Here is a 21934-nt window from a genome sequence, read left to right as displayed (position 1 = left end):
TTGAAAAAAGGGGCGCTCCCGTCGGGAGGCGCCCCGTTTTTCGTGCCGCTCAGCCTTAGCCGTTGGGCAGCAGGCGAACGGTGAGGCTCTTGATGTAGCGGGTTTCGTGGATCGCCGGGTGTACCGGGTGATCCGGGCCCTGGCCGCCGCGCTCCAGAAGCTGAATGTTGCGGTCGAGGTGGCGGGCGCTGCCGAGCAGGATGTTCTGCAGGTCGTCCTCGGGCAGGTGCATCGAGCAGGAGGCGCTGACCAGGACGCCGTCCTTGGACAGCAGGCGCATGGCCTGTTCATTGAGGCGGCGGTAGGCGGCTTCGCCGTTCTTGAGGTCCTTCTTGCGTTTGATGAAGGCGGGCGGGTCGGCGACGATCACGTCGAAGCGCTCATCGGCTGCCTTCAGCTCGCGCAGTGCGTCGAATACGTCGCCTTCCACGCAGGCGACTTTCTCGGCCAGGCCGTTGAGGGTGGCGTTGCGTTCCACGCCATCGAGGGCGAAGCCGGAGGCGTCCACGCACATCACTTCACTGGCGCCGAAGGCTGCGGCCTGGATACCCCAGCCACCGATGTAGCTGAACAGGTCGAGTACGCGCTTGCCCTTTACGTAGGGGGCCAGGCGTGCGCGGTTCATGCGGTGGTCGTAGAACCAGCCGGTCTTCTGGCCGGCCAGTACCGGAGCTTCGAACTTCACACCGTTCTCTTCCAGGGCGACCCATTCCGGAACGTCGCCGTAGGCGTTCGCCACGTAGCGCTCCAGACCTTCCGCGTCACGGGCGCTGGAATCGTTCTTCCACAGCACGGCGCTGGGCTTGAGCACTTGCAGCAGCGCGGCGAGTACGTCGTCGCGGTGCTTTTCCATCGTGGCCGAGGCCAGTTGCACCACCAGCACGTCGCCGAAACGGTCCACCACCAGGCCCGGCAGCAGGTCGGAGTCGCCATAGACCAGGCGGTAGAAGGGTTTGTCGAAGAGGCGGTCGCGCAGGCTGAGTGCTACGTTCAGGCGGTGAACAAGCAGGGATTTGTCGAGAATGTGCTTGGTTTCGCGGGAAATCAGGCGTGCGCAGATGAGGTTGTTCGGGCTCACTGCGACGATGCCCAGCGGCTTGCCGTTGGCCATTTCGAGGATGGCCTGCTCGCCGGCGCCGAAGCCGTTCAGCGGGGTCGCGGCGACGTCCACCTCGTTACTGTAGACCCACAGGTGGCCAGCGCGCAGGCGGCGCTCGGCGTTGGCTTTCAGACGCAGGCTGGGCAGGGTCATGGGGGTAGCTCCGGCAAAAGAGCGCGATTATAACGCAGCGGCGCGCGCCGCCGGAGCGGGGCGCGCGCTTTTGGTCGACTGGGGCGTCAGGCGGCGAGTGTTTCGATCAGTTGCTTGTTGAAGGCCGGGATGTCATCGGGCTTGCGGCTGCTGATGAGATGCCCGTCCTTGACTACCTGGCGGTCGACCCAGTGCCCGCCGGCGTTGCTGATGTCGTCCTTGAGCGAGTTCCAACTGGTCAGCGTCCGGCCTTTCACCAGCCCGGCGGAAACCAGCAGCCAGGCGCCGTGACAGATCACTGCGATGGGTTTGCCGGCGTGGTCGGCGCGTTTCACCAGTTCCTGGGCCTTGGGCAGGCTGCGAATCTGGTCGGCGTTGATCACGCCGCCGGGTAGCAGCAGTGCATCGTAGTCGTCGATGCGCGCGGCTTCGAAGGTGCTGTCGACGCTGAATGTGTCGGCGGGTTGGTCGTGGTTCCAGCCGCGTACTTCATCGATGTTGTCGGAAAGGATGTGAATCTCGGCGCCTGCCTTCTCCAGGGCCTGGCGCGGCCCGGTCAGTTCGATCTGCTCGAAGCCATCGGTGACCAGGATGGCGACGGTCTTGCCTTTGAGTGTCTGGCTCATGGCGAATCTCCCGTTTCGTCCTCTGGGGTGTAAAGGTTCCGACCCTTTGGCCGATGAAAGTTCAGTCTAAAACGCCGGTTCCAGAATGCCGCACTCTGGGTAAACTGTGCGCCCCGTCAACTTTCGACACGTCCACCATGTCCCAGGAACTCTCTCCCGAACAGATCCGCCAGGCCCTGCAGGGCATCAGTGTGCCGCCGCAGCCGCAGATCATGGTCGATCTGCAGATGGAGCAGTTCATGCCCAACCCGGACCTGAAGGCGATCGCCAAGCTGATCAGCCAGGACCCGGGGCTGTCGGGCGCTTTGCTCAAGCTGGTGAATTCGCCGTTCTTCGGGCTGGCCAACCGGATCACCTCGATCCAGCGCGCGGTGAACCTGCTCGGCAGCCGCTCGGTGATCAACCTGATCAACGCGCAGTCGATCAAGGGCGAGATGACCGATGACACCATCGTCACGCTCAACCGCTTCTGGGACACGGCGCAGGACGTGGCGATGAGTTGCCTGACGCTGGCCAAGCGCATCGGCTACGAGTCGGTGGATGAGGCGTATGCGCTGGGCTTGTTCCACAACTGTGGCATTCCGTTGATGCTCAAGCGCTTCCCTCACTACATGGCGGTGCTGGAGGAAGCCTATGCCAGCGCCAGCGACGAGCGCCGCGTGGTGGATACCGAGAACCGTGTGCTCAATACCAACCACGCGGTGGTGGGCTATTTCACCGCTCGCTCCTGGCGCCTGCCGGAGTATGTCTGCGAGGCGATCGCCAACCATCACAATGCGCTGTCGATCTTCAGCGACGACAGTTCGCGCGATACGCAACTGAAGAACCTGCTGGCGATCCTCAAGATGGCCGAGCACATCTGTGGCTCGCACCGGGTGCTGGGCAACCAGCCGGAAGACCATGAATGGGAGAGCATTCGTGCGCGGGTGCTGGACTACGTGGGGCTGTCGGAGTACGACTTCGAGAACCTCAAGAGCAGCATTCTCGAACTGGGCGTGGGGCAGGGTACGTACTGACCTGCGTGCGCCTGCGGGATCGATATCGCCATCGCGCGTTCGACTGCCTGCCTGCTCCTGCAACCGGGGGCGCTCAGGCCAGCGCCAGACAGAGAAAAGCCGGGCATCTCGCCCGGCTTTTTTCGTTCGAGGGTCCGGCTCAGTCGAGCATGTCGCTGAAACGGGCGTCCTTCTTGTAGGCGATGGCCTGGCTGAAGCCCGGCACCTGCACGCCTTTGTCGCTGATCTCGATGGCCTGCTCGTCGATCATGTCGTTGCCGAAGTTGTAGATGATGTCGAAGCGGCCCTGGGTTGCCTGCTCGTCATATTGGCGGGCGGCGGCGCGGGTAGCTTCGCGGCGGGTCAGGTAGGCGTCGAACGCCGCATCGCCGTGGCGCTTGCGCAGCATCTTCTCGGTCACGGACGGGGACAGCAGCACGCCGGTGGCGTTGTTGCCGCCGAAGCCCTTGGAGTTGATGAAGCAGACTTCCAGGTCGTCGCGGCGAACGTCGCGGTTGGACAGGCTGATGTGGTCCTTGAAGACGTCATCGGCGAAGGTGTCGACGGTCTTGATGCCCGGTACCACGCCATAGCGGAAGGTGCCAAGGGCGGAGATCAACTGGTCGGCGCTGGCGGTGGCCAGGGAGTGGCCGACGAAGGACTTGACCGCGGCGATCGGCCAGCCGCTGATGCCGAAGGCGGTGGCGACGCGGTCGAGGATTTCCGATTCGGTGACGCGGTTGGCGGGGGTGCTGGAGCCGTGGGCGTGCACGAAGCTGTGCTTGCGCACGCTGTCCGGGCCGACGATCTGGGCAGCGGCGGCGACGGCCTTGGCCATCGTCAGGTAGTTGCCCGGGCCGGGGGCGGAGATGGACTTCTTGAAGCCGTCGGCGTTGATGAACACGTCCGTCACCGAGCCGTGGATGTCGGCGCCCAGTTCCAGGGCAAGGGCGTCGTCCATCAGCACTACGTACTGCGCGGATTCGGCCAGGGTGAAGCCGCAGTTCTCGCCGAAGGGGCGGCTGGCGCGGCGGAAGTCGACGTCGTCGCGGCCTTCGATGTGGCGCAGCCCCTCTTCGGTGGCCAGCGCGCCCATTGCGGCGTAGCCCTCGATGATTTCGGAGGTGATCGGCGCTTCGGCGTTGCCGACGATCGCCACGCGGGCCTGGCCGGTGGTGATGACGTCGATGCCTTTCTGCAGGTTATAGAGGAAGGTGGCGCAGGCGCCGGTGACGCTGCCGGTCATGCCGACGCTGCCCAGTACGTAGGCGTTGATGAAGTCGGTGGGCATGCTGTTGAAGCCCAGCGGCAGTTGCTTGGCCGATACGCGGTGGCCACGCAGGCGCGATTGCAGCAGGCCGCCGAAACCGTTCTCGTCGAGCTGGCTCATGATGCTGCTGGAGAACACGGCGATTTCGTCGGGCTGTACGTGATCGCAGATGGTCTGCCAGTCGATGCCGGTGGAGCGCACCGCGTCGGTGGCGGCGACCACGGACATCTGCAGGCCTCGCGGATGGAAGCGCGAGTTGTAGAGTTCGCCCGGCTCGAAGCCGGTGGGCAGTTGCCCGGCGGATTTCACCGGCAGCGCGCGGTAGCTGTCGACTTTGAATTCGCAACTGTCGTGCAGGGTGACGCGGACTTCGCCGCCTTCGAGCTCTTCCACCGACCAGTTGGCCGGCAGCGGTTCGGGCAGTTGCTTGCGCTGGGTGGTGAAGGTTACCGGGCTGCCGGCGGCGCCCAGGGTGATGCTCTTGTGGCAGTGCGCGGCATCGACGTCGAGGTATTGCAGTTCGATGCGGCGGATCAGGGTGGACTGGCGAATCTGCTCGGCGAAGCGCTGCTCGATGTCGCCGAGCGTCAGCGGCTGGCCGTCGCTGTCCTGGTACTGTCCGGCTTCGTGCTTCACCAGCTTCATCATTACCGCGAGGCCGGCGAGGGTTTCCTGGCGGGCTGCCGGCTCCATCGATTCGAGGACTGTGCGGCGGAACCCATGGTGGAACGAGCTGCGACCCGCAGCGTTATATCCACCAAAACCAACGATGACCGGTAGTCGAGACATCTCTCGGAAACTCCTTCAGCAAGTCCATCTTGTGCGTGCGGGCGGTTCAAGCCCATGCGGGGGCGGCCCGCCGGCACAAAGCCAGGCGGTGGCTTACGTGATTCGAATGCTTTAGCTGACGAGGATGATGACTGCCGAGTCACGCTTGCGCCAGGAATTGGCGGAAGAAGGCGACGAATTTCAGTTGGATAGGGCGAAAACCTGAGAGAGAAACCGGGAGCCTTGAGCGGCTCCCGGGGTATTGCGGGCATGAATCAACGGTATTCGATACCGGCTTTCTTGGTGCTGACGCGGGTGCCGGACTTGCCCTGGGTAATCGCCACGATGTTTTCCAGCGAGCCGATGACGGCATCTTTGCCGGTGTTACGGGCGAATTCGATGGCTGCCATGACCTTCGGTCCCATCGAGCCTGCGGCGAAACCGAGGCGCTCCAGTTCGTCCGGGTGCGCCTGGGCGATGGCTTTCTGGGTCGGCTTGCCCCAGTCGATGTAGGCGGCGTCCACGTCGGTGGCGATGATCAGGATGTCGGCAGACAGTTCCTGGGCCAGCAGCGAGGAGCAGAGGTCCTTGTCGATCACCGCTTCGACGCCGGAGAGTTTCTTGCCCGACTCGTCATACATGGTCGGGATGCCGCCGCCGCCTGCGCAGATGACGATGGTGCCCTTCTCCAGCAGCCACTTGACCGGGCGGATCTCGAAGATGCGCTTCGGACGCGGGCTGGCCACGACGCGGCGGAACTTGTCGCCGTCGGGCGCAATGCTCCAGCCTTTTTCCTTGGCGAGGCTTTCGGCCTCTTCCTTGGAATAGACCGGGCCGATGGGCTTGGTCGGGTTCTGGAAGGCCGGGTCCTTCGAATCGACTTCGACCTGGGTGAGGATGGTGGCGAACGGCACTTCGAACGGCAGCAGGTTGCCCATTTCCTGTTCGATCATGTAGCCGATCATGCCCTCGGTTTCAGCGCCGAGAACGTCGAGCGGGTAGGGTGCGACCTTTTCATAGGCGGCGCCCTGCAGGGCCAGCAGGCCGACCTGCGGGCCGTTGCCGTGAGCGATCACCAGTTCGTTGCCGGGGGCGACCTTGGCGATCTGCTCGGCAGCGATCCGTACGTTGGTGCGCTGGTTGTCGGCAGTCATGGGCTCGCCACGACGCAGCAGGGCATTGCCGCCCAATGCGACGACGATACGCATATTCAATTCCTCCGAAAGAGTGGAAACGCGCCCGGACCGACGAACGAGTCGTGGTCCGGGCGCGGCGCGGCATTACATGTCGGCGAGGGTCGAAACGAGGATGGCCTTGATGGTGTGCATGCGGTTTTCCGCTTGCTCGAAGGCGATGTTGTACGGGGACTCGAAGACGTCCTCGGTGACCTCGATGCCGTTCTTCAGGTTCGGATACTGTTCGGCGATCTGCTTGCCTACCTTGGTTTCGCTGTTGTGGAACGCCGGCAGGCAGTGCATGAACTTCACGCGCGGGTTGCCAGCGGCCTTGATCATGGCCATGTTGACCTGATAGGGCAGCAGTTCCTTGATGCGCTCGCCCCAGGCTTCCACCGGCTCACCCATCGATACCCAGACGTCGGTGTGGATGAAGTCCACGCCCTTCACGGCTTCTTTCGGGTCTTCGGTGATGGTGATGCGGGCACCGCTCTCTTCAGCGAACTTCTTGCAGGCGGCGACGTGTTCGTCGGTCGGCCACAGTTCCTTCGGCGCGGCGATACGTACATCCATACCCAGCTTGGCGCCGATCAGCAGCAGGGAGTTACCCATGTTGTTGCGGGCGTCGCCCAGGTAGGCGTAGGCGATGTCGTGCAGCGGCTTGTCGCTGTGCTCACGCATGGTCAGCACGTCTGCCAGCATCTGGGTCGGGTGGTACTCGTCGGTCAGGCCGTTGAACACCGGAACGCCGGCGTACTTGGCCAGTTCCTCGACGATTTCCTGCTTGAAGCCACGGTATTCGATGGCGTCGTACATGCGGCCGAGCACTCGGGCGGTGTCCTTCATGCTCTCCTTGTGGCCGATCTGCGAGGAGTTCGGGTCGATGTAGGTAACGTTCGCGCCTTGGTCATAGGCGGCGACTTCGAAGGCGCAACGGGTACGGGTCGAGGTCTTTTCGAAGATCAGAGCGATGTTGTTGCCTTTCAGATGTTGCTGCTCGGTGCCGGTGTACTTGGCGCGCTTGAGGTCGCGGGACAGGTCGAGCAGATAGCGCAACTCGCGGGTGCTGTGGTGCATCAGGCTGAGCAGGTTGCGGTTGTGCATGTTGAAAGCCATGTTCTTTCTCCTTGTGGGATGGAAATCTCGGCCTCGTCAGTACAGCTCGTGGCTGGCGGGGCGAGCGGCCCGGCTTCGGGCCGCCTCGTGAGTTGGGTTGCGCTCTGTTGGGGTTGGTTGCGTTCTTTAGACCTGGAGCATCAGTAGTCGATCGGGTCGCGGATGATCGGGCAGGTCATGCAGTGGCCGCCGCCACGGCCCCGGCCCAGCTCACCGGCGCTGATGGTGATGACTTCCACGCCGGCCTTGCGCAGCAGGGTGTTGGTGTAGGTGTTGCGGTCGTAACCGACCACCACGCCCGGCTCCAGGCAGACCACGTTGTTGCCGTCGTCCCACTGCTCACGCTCGGCGGCGAAGCTGTTGCCGCCGGTTTCCACGACGCGCAGTTTCTTCAGGTTCAGGGATTCGGCGACGACGCTGATGAAGTCTTTGTCTTCGCGATGGACGCTGATGCCGTAGGGGCTCTTCCCGTCCGGGCGCAGGGAGAACGGAACGATCTCTTTGACCACTTCCGGGAAGACGGTCACCAGGTCGCGGTCGCAGAAGCTGAACACGGTGTCCAGGTGCATCGCGGCGCGGGACTTGGGCAGGCCGGCAACCACGACTCGCTCGGCAGCGCCTTTGGCGAACAGGTTCTGGGCGACCTGGCCGATGGCCTGGCGGGAAGTACGCTCACCCATGCCGATCAGGACGACACCGTTGCCGATGGGCATGACGTCGCCACCTTCCAGGGTTGACATGCCGTGGTCCTTGTCCGGATCGCCGTACCAGATTTCGAATTCGGCGTTGGTGAATTCCGGGTGGAACTTGTAGATCGCGGTGGTCAGCAGGGTTTCCTGACGTCGCGCCGGCCAGTACATCGGGTTCAGAGTCACGCCGCCGTAGATCCAGCAGGTGGTGTCACGGGTGAACTGGGTGTTGGGCAGCGGCGGCAGCAGGAAGCTGGAGTGGCCCAGGTAGTCGCGATACATCTTCAGCGCCTTGGAGCCTTCGCTTTCCGGGATATCGTCAGCGGTTACGCCGCCGATCAGGAACTCGGCCAGCTTGCGCGGCTCCAGGCTTTCCAGCCAGCCACGCAGCTCTTCGGTCAGGCCCAGGCCAACGCTGTCGGCGGTGATCTTGCGATCGAGGATCCACTTCAGGGCCTCGGGGTTCTGGACGGTCTCGGTCAGCAGGTTGTGCATTTCCAGAACGTCGATGCCACGCTCGCGCATCTTGGTGACGAAATCGAAATGGTCACGCTTGGCCTGGTTCACCCAGATCACGTCGTCGAACAGCAACTCGTCGCAGTTGCTCGGGGTCAGGCGTTGGTGGGCGAGTCCGGGCGAGCAGACCATCACTTTGCGCAATTTGCCAGCTTCAGAATGGACGCCAAGTTTGGTTTTTTCCGTGCTCATGAGATGTCTCCAGGAGTTACAGAGAGAGGAAGCCGTCGTAGAGGCCGTAGGCTGCGATCAGGAACCCGATTGCAACGGCCGCGAAAATCAGCTTCTCGACATTGGTGAAGATGGGTTGGCCCACTTCACGTTTCGCGATGGCGAAGAGGATTACCCCCGGCGCATACAGCAGCGCCGACAGCAGCAGGTATTTCAGACCACCCGCGTAGATCAGCCAGATGGCGTAGATGACGGAGATGCCGGCGATGATCAGGTCTTTGCTGCGGTCGCCCGGATCCTTCTCGTAGGTCTCGCCCTTGACTGCCAGCAGCAGGCCGTAGGCGGCGGACCAGAAGTAGGGGACCAGGATCATCGAGGTCGCCAGCAGCAGCATCTTGGTGTACGGGTCCATCCCGTCGGAGCTGCCCGAGGTGAAGAAGGTGATCACCAGGAAGACCTGTACGCAGATGTTGGTCAGCCACAGTGCGTTGGCCGGCACCTGGTTGGCGTTCTCCCTGCGGAGGAACTCCGGCATGGTGTGGTCCTTGGCCGCTGCGAACATGATCTCGGCGCACAGCAGTACCCAGGAGAGCAGGGCACCCAGCAGGGAGATCAGCAGACCGACGCTGATCAGTACCGCACCCCAGTGACCGACGATGTGCTCCAGTACCAGGGCCATCGACGGGTTCTGCAGCTTGGCCAGTTCCGGTTGAGTCATCACGCCCATCGACAGAACGTTCACCAGTACCAGCAACAGCAGGACGGTGATGAAACCGATGACGGTGGCCTTGCCGACGTCAGAACGTTTTTCCGCACGGGAGGAGAAGATGCTCGCGCCTTCGATGCCGATGAACACCCAGACGGTGACCAGCATCATGTTGCGCACCTGGTTCATCACGCTGCCCAGTTCCGGGTTGCTCTTGCCCCAGATGTCGGCGGTGAAGATGTCCAGTTTGAAGGCGAACAGGCAGATCAGGATGAACAGGAACAGCGGCACGACCTTGGCGACGGTGGTGATGGTGTTGATGAACGCCGCCTCCTTGATCCCGCGCAGTACCAGGAAGTGCAATGCCCAGAGCAATACCGACGCCCCGATGATCGCGGCCAGCGTGTCGCCCTTGCCGAAGATCGGGAAGAAGTAGCCCAGGGTGCTGAAGAGAAGCAGGAAGTAGCCTACGTTGCCGAGCCAGGCGCTGATCCAGTAACCCCAGGCCGAGGAGAAGCCCATGTAGTCGCCGAAACCTGCCTTGGCGTATGCGTACACACCGCCGTCAAGCTCGGGTTTGCGGTTGGCCAGGGTCTGGAAGACGAATGCCAGCGTCAGCATACCGACCGCGGTGATGGCCCAGCCGATGAGAATGGCGCCGACGTCTGCACTGGCGGCCATGTTTTGTGGCAGGGAGAAGATACCCCCGCCGATCATGGATCCAACGACCAGTGCTGTCAGCGCGCCGAGTCGTAGTTTTTGGCTGCTTTCTTGCGACATTTAAGAATCTCCCTATAGGAAGTTGGAGAGTGTAGCTATTAGGCGCTGGCTGTCAGGGTCGCTACCTGATTCAGGTCAATAGCTTGCTATCCAATGTTTTGAGCGGTACTCCAACCACCGCTCGCCCCGCTGAAAAGATAGAAGGAGTTTTCCAATAACGCCCGATTTAGAGAGGATTTAGTGAAAGTTTGATCGCGGTGGCGTGACGGCTTCGTGGCACGCGCTCCGTTGCGCCGCTGGATTGGCCGGAAAGCGGCAGTTTTCCTTCCGCAGCAAGTGTCGGTGGCGGGACGTGGCCGGCAGGTGCGGAGCGTGCTCCGGCGCACGGCCGGAGGCGATCAGGAAGAGGGATTGGCCGGGGCAGGATCGCTGCGCCCGGCGATGCGCCGAAGGCGCCAGATGGCATTGAGGCCGAAGGACTCCAGCGGGTTCGTGGCCCGCTGGGCGTACCACGAACTGGCGTGGTACGAAGGTGCGCAAGGCGCGCCGGTCAGACAGGAGCAAGCGGCGTGCCAGCCTGCGTCAGGCTGCCGCACCCGCATTCGGGCAGTGTTTCCTCTCACGAACCTTTCAATGCTTCGGCGGATTCTTGCTCATCCATCGCTATCGTCGGCGGGATTCCCGCCACCGGAGAACAGCAGGCCATGCTTGCGCAGCTTGTCGTGCAATGTCTTGCGCGGCACGCCGAGCGCTTCGGAGAGACTGCGCAGCGAGCCGTGGGGGCGCGCCATCTCGGCGGCGATCAGCGAGCGCTCGAAGGCTTCGACCTGTTCGTTCAGCCCGCCTCCCGTGGCCGTCGGCATTGCCAGCGAGCGGCTCTCGTCCAGGCCAAGGTCCAGCCCCAGCGCGTAGCGTTCGGCCGCGTTCTGCAGTTCGCGCACGTTGCCGGGCCAGCCGTGGGCCAGCAACTGCGCGCGCTGCGCGGAATCCAGCGGGCGCGGTGTCAGACCGTGGCGCTGGGCGCCGCGTTCGGCGAAGTGCTGGAACAGCAGGAGAATGTCGTCGCCGCGTTCGCGCAGCGGTGGAATTCGCAAACTGGCGACGTTGAGGCGGTAATAGAGGTCGGCGCGGAAGCGGCCTTCGTCGGAGGCCAGGCGCAGGTCTTCCTTGGTCGCCGCGATGATGCGGATGTCCAGCGCGATGAGCTGGTTGGACCCCAGGCGTTCCACCGTGCGCTCCTGCAACAGGCGCAGCAGCTTCACCTGGATATCCAGGCTCATGCTCTCGATCTCGTCGAGGAACAGTGTGCCGCCGTTGGCGTACTCGAACTTGCCGATGCGCCGCTTCTGCGCTCCGGTGAAGGCGCCCTGTTCATGGCCGAACAGCTCGCTCTCCACCACCGACTCGGCAAGCGCGCCGGCGTTGATGGCGACGAAGGGGCCATTGCGGCGGCTGGAAAGGTCGTGCAATGCGCGGGCGACCACTTCCTTGCCCGAACCGGTCTCGCCCAGTACCAGAACGTCGGCCTGGATGGCGGCCAGCGATGCCACCTGCTGCTGCAGGCGCTGCATGGGCGCGGACTGGCCGAGCAGGCGGCCGCGCAGCTCCTTCTGTTCGGACAGTGCCAGGCGCAGGCTGCGGTTTTCCAGCACCAGCCGGCGCACGTCGAGAGCGCGGCGCACGCTGTCGAGCAGGGCGTCGCTGGGAAAGGGTTTTTCCAGGAAGTCATAGGCGCCCGAGCGCATGGCCTTGACCGCCAGCGGCACGTCGCCGTGGCCGGTGACCAGGATCACCGGCAGCCCGGAGTCCACGCCGTGCACTTGCTCGAGCAGTTGCAGGCCGTCGATGCCGGGCATGCGGATATCGCTGACGATGACGCCGGGCCAGTCCAGTGCCTGCTGCGTGTCGAGCTGGCGGGCGTCGGCCAGGGCGACGACCTTGAAGCCGGCCAGGTCGAGGGTCTGGCATAGCGCCTGGCGCAGGTGTGGATCGTCATCGATCAGGAGCACCTGGGTGGTGGGGTCGAACGGCGCTGCCGAACTCATGCGCGGGTTTCCTCCTGCGGCGTCGAAGTCACGCCGGGAAGGCCCGGCAACAGGTGCAATTGTACGAGAGCGCCGCCTTCGGGGTGGTTACCCAGTTCGAGGTGCCCGCCCAGCGCGCGCAGCAGCGTGTCGCAGATCGCCAGCCCCAGTCCCAGCCCCTTGGCGCTGGTCTTGGTGGTGAAGAAGGGTTCGCGGGCATGGGCCAGCGCTTCGTCGGAGAAGCCGGGGCCGTTGTCGCGCAGGGAGAGGATCACGCGCTCCGGGGTCTGGCTGGCGATGAGCCAGATGCGCCGGGGCGGCGCCTTTTCGCTGAGGGCGTCGAGGGCATTGGCCAGCAGGTTGGCGAGGATCTGCCGCAGGCGCGTTTCGCCGGCCTGGACCCAGATGTCGGCATCGGGCAGGTCGCGCAGCAGTTCGACCTGCATGGCCTGGCGCCGCGAAGCCACCAGGGCGAGGGAGTCGTTGAGCGCCGGTTGCAGCGCGACGTTCTCCGGTGCCCGCCGCGCGCCGCGCGCGTAAGCCTTGAGGTGGCCGATGATCGAGGCCATGCGGCCGGTGAGCTCGCTGATCTGCACCAGGTTGCCGCGGGCATCGTCGAGACGTTCGTGATCGAGCAGCACCCGGGCATTGTCGGCATAGCTGCGGATCGCCGCGAGCGGCTGGTTGAGTTCGTGGCTGATGCTGGCGGACATGGTGCCCAGGGCGGTCAGCTTGCCGGCCTGCACGACTTCGTCCTGGGCGTGCATCAGTTCGCGCTGGGCCTGTTCGCGGTTGCTGACTTCCTGCTGCAGGCGGGCATTCGCGTCTTCGAGTTCGCGGGTTCGTTCCAGTACCCGGATTTCCAGTTCGTGCTTGGCTTGCGCCTCCAGGGCGATGCGTTCCAGGTAGTGGCGGCGGCTGATGGTCAGCAGCGAGAGCAGCAGGAGCATCGCCACCAGCGTGGCAGCGCCGATGATCACGACGCTGCGCACGGGGTTGTCCACCTGAACGCGCGGGGTATAGATGCTGACGGTCCAGCCAGTCTCGGGCAGTTCGCGGCTCTGGCTGAGCCAGCGGCGCTGGTCGATCTTCAGCGGCTTGGGCTGCAGGATCGGGTAGGGGATGTTCTCTGCGATCTCGCGCTGCTTGGCCGGCGACAGTTCGCGGCTGCTGTGGAAGCGCCAGGCGTTGTTGGAGGAGAGGATGACAACGCCGTTGCCGTCCATCACCAGCAACTGGTCGGGGGTGTTGCCCCACAATTGTTCCATGTGCTCCAGGTCGACCTTCACTACCAGTACGCCGAGCAGCCGCGTGCCGTCGCGCACTTCACTGGCGAAGAAGTAGCCTCGCCGCTTGGAGGTGGTGCCCAGGCCGAAGAAGCGCGCGGGCCGGCCCTGCATCGCTTCCTTGTAATAGGGGCGGAATGAGAAGTTGCGGCCGACGAAACTGTCTTCCTGATCCCAGTTGGAGGCGGCGCGGGTCAGCCCGTCCGGGCTCATCAGGTAGATGACGTCGGCGCCGGTGCGCCCGCGGATGCGCGCCAGTTCCAGGTTGGCGGCGCTTTGCAGGGCCCGGTCGGTGGGGGATTGAAGTGCGGCGCGCAGGGTGGGCAGCTCGCCGAGGATCGGCGGCAGGTCTTCATAGCGGCGCAGGGTGCCGAGCAGGTTGGCGACGTAGAGGTCGAGGGTCTGCTGGTTCTGTCCGGCGATCTGCTCGCTGTAGTAGCGCTCCGCGAAGTGGTGCAGCGGCCACAATAGCGGTGCGAGCAGGAGCGCCAGGATGGCCAGCGAACGCCAGCGGGTCAGGTAATGGTTCAAGGTGGCGTACATCGCGTGCGGTCGTATCCGCCGTGGATGCTACACCGATCAGCGCTCGATGGGCTGCAGTTCGAGCAGGTTCATCAGCCGCGCCACACTTTCCTCAAGGCTCAGGCGGTCGGTGTCGATGCTCTCGAATGGCGCCAGCGGTTCCTCGTAAGGCGAGCTGATGCCGGTGAATTCGGGCAGTGTTCCCGCGCGGGCCTTCTTGTACAGGCCCTTGGGATCGCGTTGCTCGCAGACCTTCAGGGTGGTGCTGAGGTGGATTTCACGGAAGCGCTGTTCGCCGATGATCGCGCGGGCCTGTTCGCGGTCCTGGCGGAACGGGGAGATGAAGGAGGTGATGACGATCAGCCCGGCGTCGTTCATCAGGTGCGCGACTTCGGCCACGCGCCGGATGTTCTCGGTTCGGTCCTCGTGGGAAAAGCCCAGGTCCTTGCACAGCCCGTGGCGTACGTTGTCGCCGTCCAGCACGACGGCGGAATAGCCAAGCTCGTGCAGGGCGTATTCCAGGGCAAAGGCGAGCGTCGATTTGCCCGAACCGCTCAGGCCGGTGAGCCAGAGCGTGGCGGGCTGCTGCCGCAGCCGGGAGGCGCGCTCTGCGATGCTCAGGCGGCCTGCGTGCCAGCGGATGTTGCGGTCGGTGGTCATGGGAGCTTCCTGTAGGCGATGGGCGGCTCAGCTGACATAGCCGCGGCCGCAGTAATGGTCATCCAGCGTCAGGCACTGCAGGATTTCGTCCTCGGCGAGGCTGGGTTGCTCGACGAACAGTGCCCAGATCCGCTGGGCCAGTTCCCGCGGCGGACGCAGACCGGGGTGCAGGCGCTCGCGTAGCGTACGGGCATCGACAACATACTCCAGTGCTGCCTGCTGAATCGTCCGGCGCATGGCACAGGCGCTGACTTCCGCTTCGGTTTGCGACAGGAATCGACCAATCGCTTGCCCGGCGGCGTCCAGCTCGTAGCGGGCCAGTTGGGTTTCGTCGGCGCTGAGCAGTTTTTCCAGTTGGAAGCTCTGGCGGTACAGCTCGGCGCCGGGCTGCAGGCGTGTGCCCCTGTCGACGAAGCAGCCCTGGGCGCGGGCGCCAATCGGGTCGAGGGCCTGGCCGATCTCCTTGTCGGTGATCAGGTAGTAGCCGTGTATCGGCCGCTCCAGCAGGCCGCTGAGCTGTGCCTGTATGGTGCCGGAGTAGCCAACGTCCACTACCGCGACGCTGTCGGCCGCCATTTCGGGAAGGCCGGTTTGCCTCAGGTAGGCCAGCATCGCCGGGCGCTCGTCGTTCGCCTGCTCCAGCAGTTCCGCCTGCAGGGCGTCGAGCACCGGGCGCAGCGCGCGGATGTCGCCATCGATGACTTCGACCTGCTGGTCGGTGCGCCATTGGCCGGCGTCGATCAGTTGCTGGCGCCGCGCCGCCGTGAGGATGTAGCCAAAGCGCGATTCGAGGAAGTTCTCCAGGGTGTTGCCGAAGTAGGTGGGACGGGCCAGGCGCTGGATATCGTCGAAGCCGGACAGGCGTGCCATCGTCGCGGCGCGACGGGACAGCACCAGGTAACGGGAGGGCGGGGCATCGTTCGCGCCGTCGCACCACAGGTCGTAGGCCGCCTTGAGGATCTTGCCTTCGCGCGAGAGGAAATGCAGCTCGCCGATACCGTCGCGCTGGGCCGCGTGGCGCAGCCAGTCGACGAAGCTCGCCAGCAGCGGGCCGAGGACGTTGTAGCCCAGCAGCGCCGCGGAGTCCTGAGTCAGGGCGCGGACGTTCACGCCGGCGTAGGTGATCGGCGCGAAGTTGCGGCGCAGCAGCAGGCCGAGCGCCAGTTCGTGGTCGAGCTCTTTGTGGCGCTCCACCTCCTCTACCAGCGGGCGGAACTTGGGCAGGCCCCGCGCCAGTTCGGTAGCGCGCAGCAGGTGCAGGGTGCGGATGCCCAGGTTGTCGGGAATCTGGAAGTCGGAGCGCTCGTTGTCGCCGATCATCAGCAGAGCCTGGGGTTCGAGCTGCTGGTCCCGCAGAACATGGGTATAGAGGTCGCCCTGGTCCTTGCGCACGCCGACTTCGTTGGACAGGTAGAGGGCTGTCCAGCGGGGAATGCCGTTGTCCCGCAGCATCTGCTCGATGCAGGCGCGCGGCAGGAACATGTCGCTGATCAGCAGGACCGGCTTGCCCAGTACCAGTGCCTGTTGCAGCAGGGCGACGCCTTCCGGCCGGGCAGTGACGCTGGCCAGCTCGATACGCTCTTCCAGCTCGCGCAGTTGGCGGGTTTCGTCGACGCTGAGGCCGGTCAGGCGTTGCAGTTCGGCATAGATCTGGTCCAGGCCCACATCGCTGCCGGTGCGCTCACGGGCACGGCCTTCGGCGGTGGCGCGGTAGTCGAGATAGACGCTGCCGAGCGTGGCGCCAGCCTGCTGTGCGACCAGACGCTTGGTGGTCTCGGCGTTGACCATCGGGCGCACCAGCAGGGTGTCGAAGATATCGAAAGCGACTGCCTTGATGTCCGCCGCCGCGATGCTCTGGCGCAGATGCTCGTGGCTGCGCGACAGGTAGTGATGGAAGCCCCACGGCGACCAGGCATGGGCCTGCGGATCGCGGAGGATGGCGATGGGCAGTTCCTGTGCCTGGCTGCTCAGGGTCAGCAGGCGCTCCAGGCAGTGGGCCAGCGTACCGTCCCGCTGGCCGGCCTCGGGTTCGAAGTCTTCGAGCTGCAGGTTGGCGTCGAACAGCGGCTTGAGGGCATCGCTGCGGGCCCAGAACATGCTGCCGGCCGGATAGTGGAAGTAGCCGCCGGGAATCTGCCCGCCCAAGCCCAGCCGCTGCGCCCAGGTGCGCCCGCGTGCGGCATTGGCCAGCCAGGTGTTGGCCATGTAGGGCAGGCCGTCGTAATTCTGCGGGTAGACGATGCCACAGCCTTCGCTGTCGAGCAGGGTGAAGATCGAGCGGATGTGTTCCGGCTGGCCGAGCAGCGCGCCGCACAGGTATTCGCGCCAGCCGAGGGTGGCGCCGTTGTTGTAGAGCGACTTCTTGCTGTGCAGGTGCAGCAGATAGGTGTACTCGCGCAGCGCACTGCCGAAGGTGCAGAAGAATGGGGCGATGTCTCGCCCACGGTTCTCGACCTGCTCGATGCGCACGGCGCCGCATTGCGGCAACTGGGCGAACGTGCGCTGCGCCACGGCGGCGGCATCGGCGTCACACACCGAGACGAACAGGTCGTAGGCATACGGCATGTTGCGCAGATGGTCGGCGAATTCGCCGGCCAGGTCGCCGTAGAACAGGTGCAGGTGGATGGCTATGCGGCCTTCCGGGCTGGCGCAGGGCGGCACGTTGCCCAGCACCACCAGCTCCGGTGCGCTCTGGCCCGCGCCCAGCGGCTGGCGGCCGAGGTTGCGCCATTGCTCGTAGTGCGGGACGCCGCGGAAGGCGAATCCCATGTGCCGGTAGATCAGTTTCAGCATGGGCGCGCGGTAGCTGGGCGGCAGGCGCCAGTAGGCGTTGCGGCCAAGCTGGACGCCATAGTTGCGCAGGCTTATCAGCGCCTCGCGGTGTTTGCCGCTGAACAGTCGGCTGGTGAAACGCACGGGCTTGGTCAGCATCCAGGAGGCGGAGGAGTGGATTTCCTGGATGGCGTCGCGGGCATTGCCCAGGGCGAGCTGGCTTGCTTCCAGCTCTGCTTCCAGGCGCTTGACGTGCTGCTGGCTGGCGCTGAGTTCGGCGACGAAGTAGCGCAGGCTTTCGACCTGTTCGACCAACTGCGCGGCGAGTCTTTCGTGGCGCTCGACGGCGTGGCGGTCGTTGCGGTGCATCAGTTCCAGTGTCTCGCGCTGGGCGAGCAGGCTGGCGCGTAGCGCGTCGAGCCGCTTCCGGGTATCGGTATCGTCCAGGCAGCGCTGGTCGGCGGCGGCTTCGAGCAGCAGGCGATACAGTGCGATGAGGTCGGCTGGCGCCTGTTCTGCCAGCTCCGGATCGTCCGGCGAGTGGCGACCGTGTTGCAGTCCCTCGTCGAGGAAGTCGTGGAGGTATTCGTCCAGCCGCTCGCGCGAGGCGGGTTGCAGATCGAGCTGCCGCGCGAGGCGCATCAGTTGACCTTCCGGGTCGCCCATCAGGTTTTCGAAGCTCAGTACGGTGCGGGTGGCGCCGGCGGTATAGAGCACGCTGTCCAGGCTGTGCTGCAACCAGAGCTCCAGGCTCTTGGCGGGGCAGAAATCGTCGCGGGTAGAAAGGGACTGGGCGACGCTCAGCGGGTGGCGCACGCAGATGACGTATGCGGCGTCAGCCTCCATGCGTTGCAGCACGCGCTGCCAGAACGGTAGCAGGCGCGAGATGCGCGGGTCCTTCAGGCCCAGCAGGGGCGAATGCAGGAAGTGCGCTTCGAGATAGGCCGTGGCGCGCTCCTGCAGTTCGGGCGCGAGCGCGGGGTCGAGCAGGCGTTCATCGAGCAGTGCAAGGGAGTCCCAACTGGCGCCGATCTGTTCGAGCAGCAGGTCGTTGATCGCGACGACTTCCCGGTCTTCCCAGAAACCCTTGTCGTTGTTGCCCTCGACCGCCGGGGTGAGGTTTTCTCCCAGGTCGACATTCAGGGCCAGCAGGCCGCGCGTGATGGCACTGGTGCCACTGCGGTGCATGCCAAGGACGATCACCACCTTTCGCCGGTGTTGCACTGGAACTCTCCGTACTACGTGATTTCTTGTCGTTATTGTGCTGCGGGAGCGGGACTGTCAGTCGAAGAGTTCGGCGTCCGCCAGGCTCTTGCCGTCCCGGTCCTTGCCGGACAGCGAGGGCTCGCCGTCCAGAGGCCACTCGATGGCCAGTTCAGGGTCGTTCCAGGCGATGCAGCGTTCGTGCTCCGGCGCCCAGAAGTCGGTGGTCTTGTAGAGGAACTCGGCGGTTTCGCTGAGCACCAGGAAGCCGTGGGCGAAGCCCTCGGGAATCCACATCTGCAGCTTGTTCTCTGCGCTGAGAACCTGGCCTGCCCAGCGGCCGAAGGTCGGCGAGCTGCGACGCAGGTCGACGGCGATGTCGAAGACCTCGCCCTGGACCACGCGCACGAGCTTCCCCTGGGCCTGGCGGATCTGGTAATGCAGGCCGCGCAGCACGCCACGAGCCGAGCGCGAGTGGTTGTCCTGCACGAACTCGGCCCGGCGGCCAATGGCCTGCTCGAATTTCCGCTGGTTGTAGCTTTCGTAGAAGAAGCCACGGCTGTCGCCGAAGACCTGGGGTTCGATCACGAGAACGTCGGGGATGGCCAGCGGGGTGACTTTCATCAGTAAACCGTTTGCGTCAGAAGGCGTTGGAGGTAAAGGCCATAGCCGCTCTTGGACAGCGGCGCGGCCAGTCGTTGCAGGTCGTCGGGGCTGATCCAGCCCTGACGGAAGGCGATTTCTTCCGGGCAGGCGACCTTGAGTCCCTGGCGGTTTTCCAGCGTGGCGATGAACTGGCTGGCTTCGAGCAGAGACTCGTGGGTTCCGGTATCCAGCCAGGCATAGCCGCGGCCCATGATCTCTACCGACAGCTCGTCCTGTTCAAGGTAGATGCGGTTGACGTCGGTGATCTCCAGCTCGCCGCGCGCGGAGGGGCGGATGCTCCTGGCTATCTCGATGACGCGCTGGTCGTAGAAGTACAGCCCGGTGACCGCGTAGTTGGACTTGGGCTTCGCTGGCTTTTCTTCCAGGCTGATGGCCTTGCCGCGTTCATCGAACTCGACCACGCCGTAACGCTCGGGATCGTGTACGTGGTAGGCGAATACGCTGGCGCCGCTTTCGCGCCGCATGGCGCTGGTCAGCAGTTCCTGGAAGTCGTGGCCGTGGTAGATGTTGTCACCCAGCACCAGGGCGCTGAGGCCGTCGCCGAGGAACTCCTCGCCAATCAGAAACGCCTGGGCCAGCCCGTCGGGCGAAGCCTGCACGGCGTACTGCAGCTCGATGCCCCACTGGTTGCCGTTGCCCAGCAGTTGCTGGAAACGCGGAATATCCTGGGGGGTGGAGATGATCAGGATTTCCCGGATGCCCGCCAGCATCAGGGTGCTGAGCGGGTAGTAGATCATCGGCTTGTCGTAGACCGGTAGCAGTTGCTTGGAGACCGACAATGTGGCTGGGTGCAGCCGGGTTCCCGCGCCACCGGCAAGGATGATGCCCTTGCGCTTCATGCGTGTCTTTCTCCTGTCAGCTCGATCAGCATTCGTTGAACGTGGAATTCCCAGGCGGGCAGGGTCAGGCCGAAGGCTGCCTGCAGTTTGCGCGTATCGAGCCTTGAGTTGCGTGGGCGCGGTGCCGGCAGCGGGTACTCGTCAGTGCTGATCGGCAGTACCCGCTCCGGCAGCGTTCGCAGCGGCCAGCCCATGCGTGCGGCCTGTTCGATCACGAAACGGGCGTAGCCGTGCCAACTGGTTTCGCCGCTGGCCGACAGGTGGTAGGTACCTGCCAGCGACGCTGAGTCGGCACGCAGACGCAGTTGCCCGAGGGCCTGGGCGGTGACGTCGGCGATCAGCTCGGCGCTGGTCGGTGCACCGACCTGATCGGCGACGACGCGCAGTTCGTCGCGGTCGGCGGCCAGGCGCAGCATGGTCCTGGCGAAGTTGGCGCCACGTGCCGTGTAGACCCAACTGGTACGGAAGATCAGGTGGCGGCAGCCGCTGCGGCGGATGGCCTGCTCGCCTTCGAGCTTGGTGTGGCCGTAGGCGTTCAGCGGGCCGCAGGGGGCGTCTTCGGTGAACGGGCGGTCACCGCTGCCATCGAAGACGTAGTCGGTGGAGTAGTGCACCAGCCAGGCGTCGAGGTCTGCGGCAAGCCTGGCCAGCAGGCCGACGGCTTCGGCATTCACCCGCCGTGCGCGGTCGACGTCGGCTTCGGCCTTGTCCACCGCGGTGTAGGCGGCTGCGTTGACGATGATCGCCGGGCGCGCACTGTTCACCAGCGCGCGCAAGCCGTTCAGGTCTTCCAGGTCGCCGCGCTGGCGGTCGCAGATGATCAGGCGGCCCAGCGGGGCCAGGGCGCGCTGCAACTCCCAGCCGACCTGGCCGTTGGCGCCGAGAATCAGGATATCGGTCATGCGTATTGCGTACTCAGCCAGTCGCGGTAGGCGCCGCTGGCGACGTTTTCGACCCAGTCCTGGTTGTCCAGGTACCAGCGGACGGTCTTGGCGATGCCGGTCTCGAAGGTTTCCGCCGGCTTCCAGCCCAGCTCCCGCTCCAGGCGCGTGGCGTCGATGGCGTAGCGACGGTCGTGGCCGGGGCGGTCCTTGACGAAGCGGATCTGCTCCCGGTAGCTCTTGCCGTCCGCGCGCGGCGCCTCGCGGTCGAGTGTGTCGCAGATATGGTGGACGACGCTCAGGTTGGACTTTTCGTTCCAGCCGCCGACGTTGTAGGTCTCGCCCGGTTGGCCCGCTTCCAGCACGCGGCGAATGGCGCTGCAGTGATCCTTGACGTACAGCCAGTCGCGGATCTGCTGGCCGTCACCGTAGATGGGCAGCGCTTCGCCGGCAAGAGCGTTGCGGATGACCAGCGGGATCAGTTTTTCCGGGAAGTGGTAAGGGCCGTAGTTGTTCGAGCAGTTGGTGGTCAGTACCGGCAATCCGTAGGTGTGGTGATAGGCGCGGACCAGGTGGTCGGACGCGGCCTTGGATGCCGAATACGGGCTGTTGGGCTGGTATGGGTGGTGTTCGGTGAAGGCCGGCGCGTTGGCTTCCAGCGAGCCATAGACCTCATCGGTGGAAACGTGCAGGAAGCGGAACTCTTTCTTGCGGGCATCATCCAGCGCATTCCAGTGGACGCGCACGGCTTCCAGCAGGTGGAATGTACCCACCACGTTGGTCTGGATGAAGTCTTCAGGGCCGAGGATGGAGCGATCCACGTGGGATTCGGCGGCGAAGTTCAGCACGGCGCGTGGCTGGTGCTGCTCCAGCAGGCGAGCGACCAGTTGGGTATCGCCGATGTCGCCGTGGACGAAGGTGTGGCGCGCGTCCTCGTCGAGGTCGGCCAGGTTTGCACGGTTGCCGGCGTAGGTCAGCTTGTCGAGGCTGACCACGGGTTCGTCACGCTCGCCGAGCCAGTCGAGTACGAAGTTGGAGCCGATGAATCCGGCGCTTCCGGTAACCAGGATCGTCATG

16 protein-coding genes are annotated in these 21934 nt (G+C 64.6%); 1 reads left to right on the top strand and 15 read right to left on the bottom strand.

From position 1 onward, the window contains the following. Positions 1-55 precede the first annotated feature (55 nt). Positions 56-1252, bottom strand: coding sequence for a class I SAM-dependent rRNA methyltransferase (locus tag OU419_RS26870; RefSeq protein WP_254475192.1), 1197 nt, complete (start codon positions 1250-1252; stop codon positions 56-58). 86 nt (positions 1253-1338) lie between these two features. Next, positions 1339-1878, bottom strand: coding sequence for a type 1 glutamine amidotransferase domain-containing protein (locus OU419_RS26865; protein ID WP_254475191.1), 540 nt, complete (start codon positions 1876-1878; stop codon positions 1339-1341). Between the two features lie 191 nt (positions 1879-2069). On the opposite strand from OU419_RS26865, the gene OU419_RS26860 reads away from it, so the two are divergent. Further along, positions 2070-2894, top strand: a complete 825-nt coding sequence (locus OU419_RS26860; protein WP_254475309.1) for an HDOD domain-containing protein — start codon at positions 2070-2072, stop codon at positions 2892-2894. A 139-nt stretch (positions 2895-3033) separates the two neighbouring features. Here the strand turns inward: OU419_RS26860 and OU419_RS26855 are convergent, their stop codons facing one another. From OU419_RS26855 to rfbB, 13 genes are all read right to left on the bottom strand, one after another. Then, the gene (locus OU419_RS26855; protein ID WP_254475189.1) at positions 3034-4932 is read right to left on the bottom strand and encodes a beta-ketoacyl synthase; all 1899 of its coding nucleotides are present in this window, start codon (positions 4930-4932) and stop codon (positions 3034-3036) included. Between the two features lie 254 nt (positions 4933-5186). Further along, entirely contained in the window at positions 5187-6119 is a 933-nt protein-coding gene (gene arcC / locus OU419_RS26850; RefSeq protein WP_254475187.1) for a carbamate kinase, read from the bottom strand. 72 nt (positions 6120-6191) lie between these two features. Continuing rightward, entirely contained in the window at positions 6192-7202 is a 1011-nt protein-coding gene (locus tag OU419_RS26845) for an ornithine carbamoyltransferase (protein ID WP_254475185.1), read from the bottom strand. Between the two features lie 140 nt (positions 7203-7342). Further along, positions 7343-8599, bottom strand: a complete 1257-nt coding sequence (arcA, locus tag OU419_RS26840) for an arginine deiminase (protein WP_254475183.1) — start codon at positions 8597-8599, stop codon at positions 7343-7345. Between the two features lie 16 nt (positions 8600-8615). Next, positions 8616-10064 carry an arginine-ornithine antiporter gene (gene arcD, locus OU419_RS26835; protein ID WP_254475181.1) on the bottom strand — a complete coding sequence of 483 codons (1449 nt, stop codon included), beginning with the start codon at positions 10062-10064 and terminating at the stop codon, positions 8616-8618. A gap of 593 nt (positions 10065-10657) precedes the next feature. Further along, the gene (gene dctD / locus OU419_RS26830) at positions 10658-12049 is read right to left on the bottom strand and encodes a two-component system response regulator DctD (RefSeq protein ID WP_254475179.1); all 1392 of its coding nucleotides are present in this window, start codon (positions 12047-12049) and stop codon (positions 10658-10660) included. Then, positions 12046-13857, bottom strand: coding sequence for a sensor histidine kinase (locus tag OU419_RS26825; protein WP_254475177.1), 1812 nt, complete (start codon positions 13855-13857; stop codon positions 12046-12048). The genes dctD and OU419_RS26825 overlap by 4 nt, the downstream gene beginning before the upstream one ends. Positions 13858-13893: 36 nt before the next feature. Continuing rightward, complete coding sequence (cysC, locus tag OU419_RS26820) at positions 13894-14496, bottom strand: adenylyl-sulfate kinase (protein ID WP_254475175.1); 603 nt, start codon at positions 14494-14496, stop codon at positions 13894-13896. A gap of 27 nt (positions 14497-14523) precedes the next feature. Then, positions 14524-18492 (bottom strand): rhamnan synthesis F family protein, encoded by a 3969-nt coding sequence (locus OU419_RS26815; protein ID WP_254475172.1) that lies wholly within the window; start codon positions 18490-18492, stop codon positions 14524-14526. 57 nt (positions 18493-18549) lie between these two features. Beyond that, entirely contained in the window at positions 18550-19095 is a 546-nt protein-coding gene (gene rfbC, locus OU419_RS26810; protein ID WP_254475170.1) for a dTDP-4-dehydrorhamnose 3,5-epimerase, read from the bottom strand. Next, positions 19095-19976: a glucose-1-phosphate thymidylyltransferase RfbA gene (gene rfbA, locus OU419_RS26805; protein ID WP_254475168.1), complete on the bottom strand. Its 882-nt coding sequence runs from the start codon at positions 19974-19976 to the stop codon at positions 19095-19097. Before rfbA ends, rfbC begins: the two co-directional genes overlap by 1 nt. Next, positions 19973-20878 carry a dTDP-4-dehydrorhamnose reductase gene (gene rfbD, locus OU419_RS26800; RefSeq protein WP_254475166.1) on the bottom strand — a complete coding sequence of 302 codons (906 nt, stop codon included), beginning with the start codon at positions 20876-20878 and terminating at the stop codon, positions 19973-19975. The genes rfbA and rfbD overlap by 4 nt, the downstream gene beginning before the upstream one ends. Then, complete coding sequence (gene rfbB / locus OU419_RS26795; RefSeq protein ID WP_254475164.1) at positions 20875-21933, bottom strand: dTDP-glucose 4,6-dehydratase; 1059 nt, start codon at positions 21931-21933, stop codon at positions 20875-20877. The genes rfbD and rfbB overlap by 4 nt, the downstream gene beginning before the upstream one ends. Between the last annotated feature and the right edge of the window lies 1 nt (position 21934).

Origin of the sequence: Pseudomonas triclosanedens, assembly GCF_026686735.1 — a bacterium.
In the GTDB taxonomy this organism is placed as follows: Bacteria; Pseudomonadota; Gammaproteobacteria; order Pseudomonadales; family Pseudomonadaceae; genus Pseudomonas; species Pseudomonas triclosanedens.
Note: the sequence above shows the minus strand (reverse complement) of the source record. Positions and strands in the feature narration are given on the sequence as shown.

Excerpts from the sequence above, each read along its gene's own strand:
- OU419_RS26865 (WP_254475191.1), bottom strand. The coding sequence starts at position 1,878 with ATGAGCCAGACACTCAAAGGCAAGACCGTCGCCATCCTGGTCACCGAT.
- OU419_RS26870 (WP_254475192.1), bottom strand. The coding sequence starts at position 1,252 with ATGACCCTGCCCAGCCTGCGTCTGAAAGCCAACGCCGAGCGCCGCCTG.
- rfbB (WP_254475164.1), bottom strand. The coding sequence starts at position 21,933 with ATGACGATCCTGGTTACCGGAAGCGCCGGATTCATCGGCTCCAACTTC.
- OU419_RS26855 (WP_254475189.1), bottom strand. The coding sequence starts at position 4,932 with ATGTCTCGACTACCGGTCATCGTTGGTTTTGGTGGATATAACGCTGCG.
- OU419_RS26825 (WP_254475177.1), bottom strand. The coding sequence starts at position 13,857 with ATGTACGCCACCTTGAACCATTACCTGACCCGCTGGCGTTCGCTGGCC.
- arcC (WP_254475187.1), bottom strand. The coding sequence starts at position 6,119 with ATGCGTATCGTCGTCGCATTGGGCGGCAATGCCCTGCTGCGTCGTGGC.
- dctD (WP_254475179.1), bottom strand. The coding sequence starts at position 12,049 with ATGAGTTCGGCAGCGCCGTTCGACCCCACCACCCAGGTGCTCCTGATC.
- arcA (WP_254475183.1), bottom strand. The coding sequence starts at position 8,599 with ATGAGCACGGAAAAAACCAAACTTGGCGTCCATTCTGAAGCTGGCAAA.
- OU419_RS26845 (WP_254475185.1), bottom strand. The coding sequence starts at position 7,202 with ATGGCTTTCAACATGCACAACCGCAACCTGCTCAGCCTGATGCACCAC.
- rfbA (WP_254475168.1), bottom strand. The coding sequence starts at position 19,976 with ATGAAGCGCAAGGGCATCATCCTTGCCGGTGGCGCGGGAACCCGGCTG.
- arcD (WP_254475181.1), bottom strand. The coding sequence starts at position 10,064 with ATGTCGCAAGAAAGCAGCCAAAAACTACGACTCGGCGCGCTGACAGCA.
- cysC (WP_254475175.1), bottom strand. The coding sequence starts at position 14,496 with ATGACCACCGACCGCAACATCCGCTGGCACGCAGGCCGCCTGAGCATC.
- rfbD (WP_254475166.1), bottom strand. The coding sequence starts at position 20,878 with ATGACCGATATCCTGATTCTCGGCGCCAACGGCCAGGTCGGCTGGGAG.
- rfbC (WP_254475170.1), bottom strand. The coding sequence starts at position 19,095 with ATGAAAGTCACCCCGCTGGCCATCCCCGACGTTCTCGTGATCGAACCC.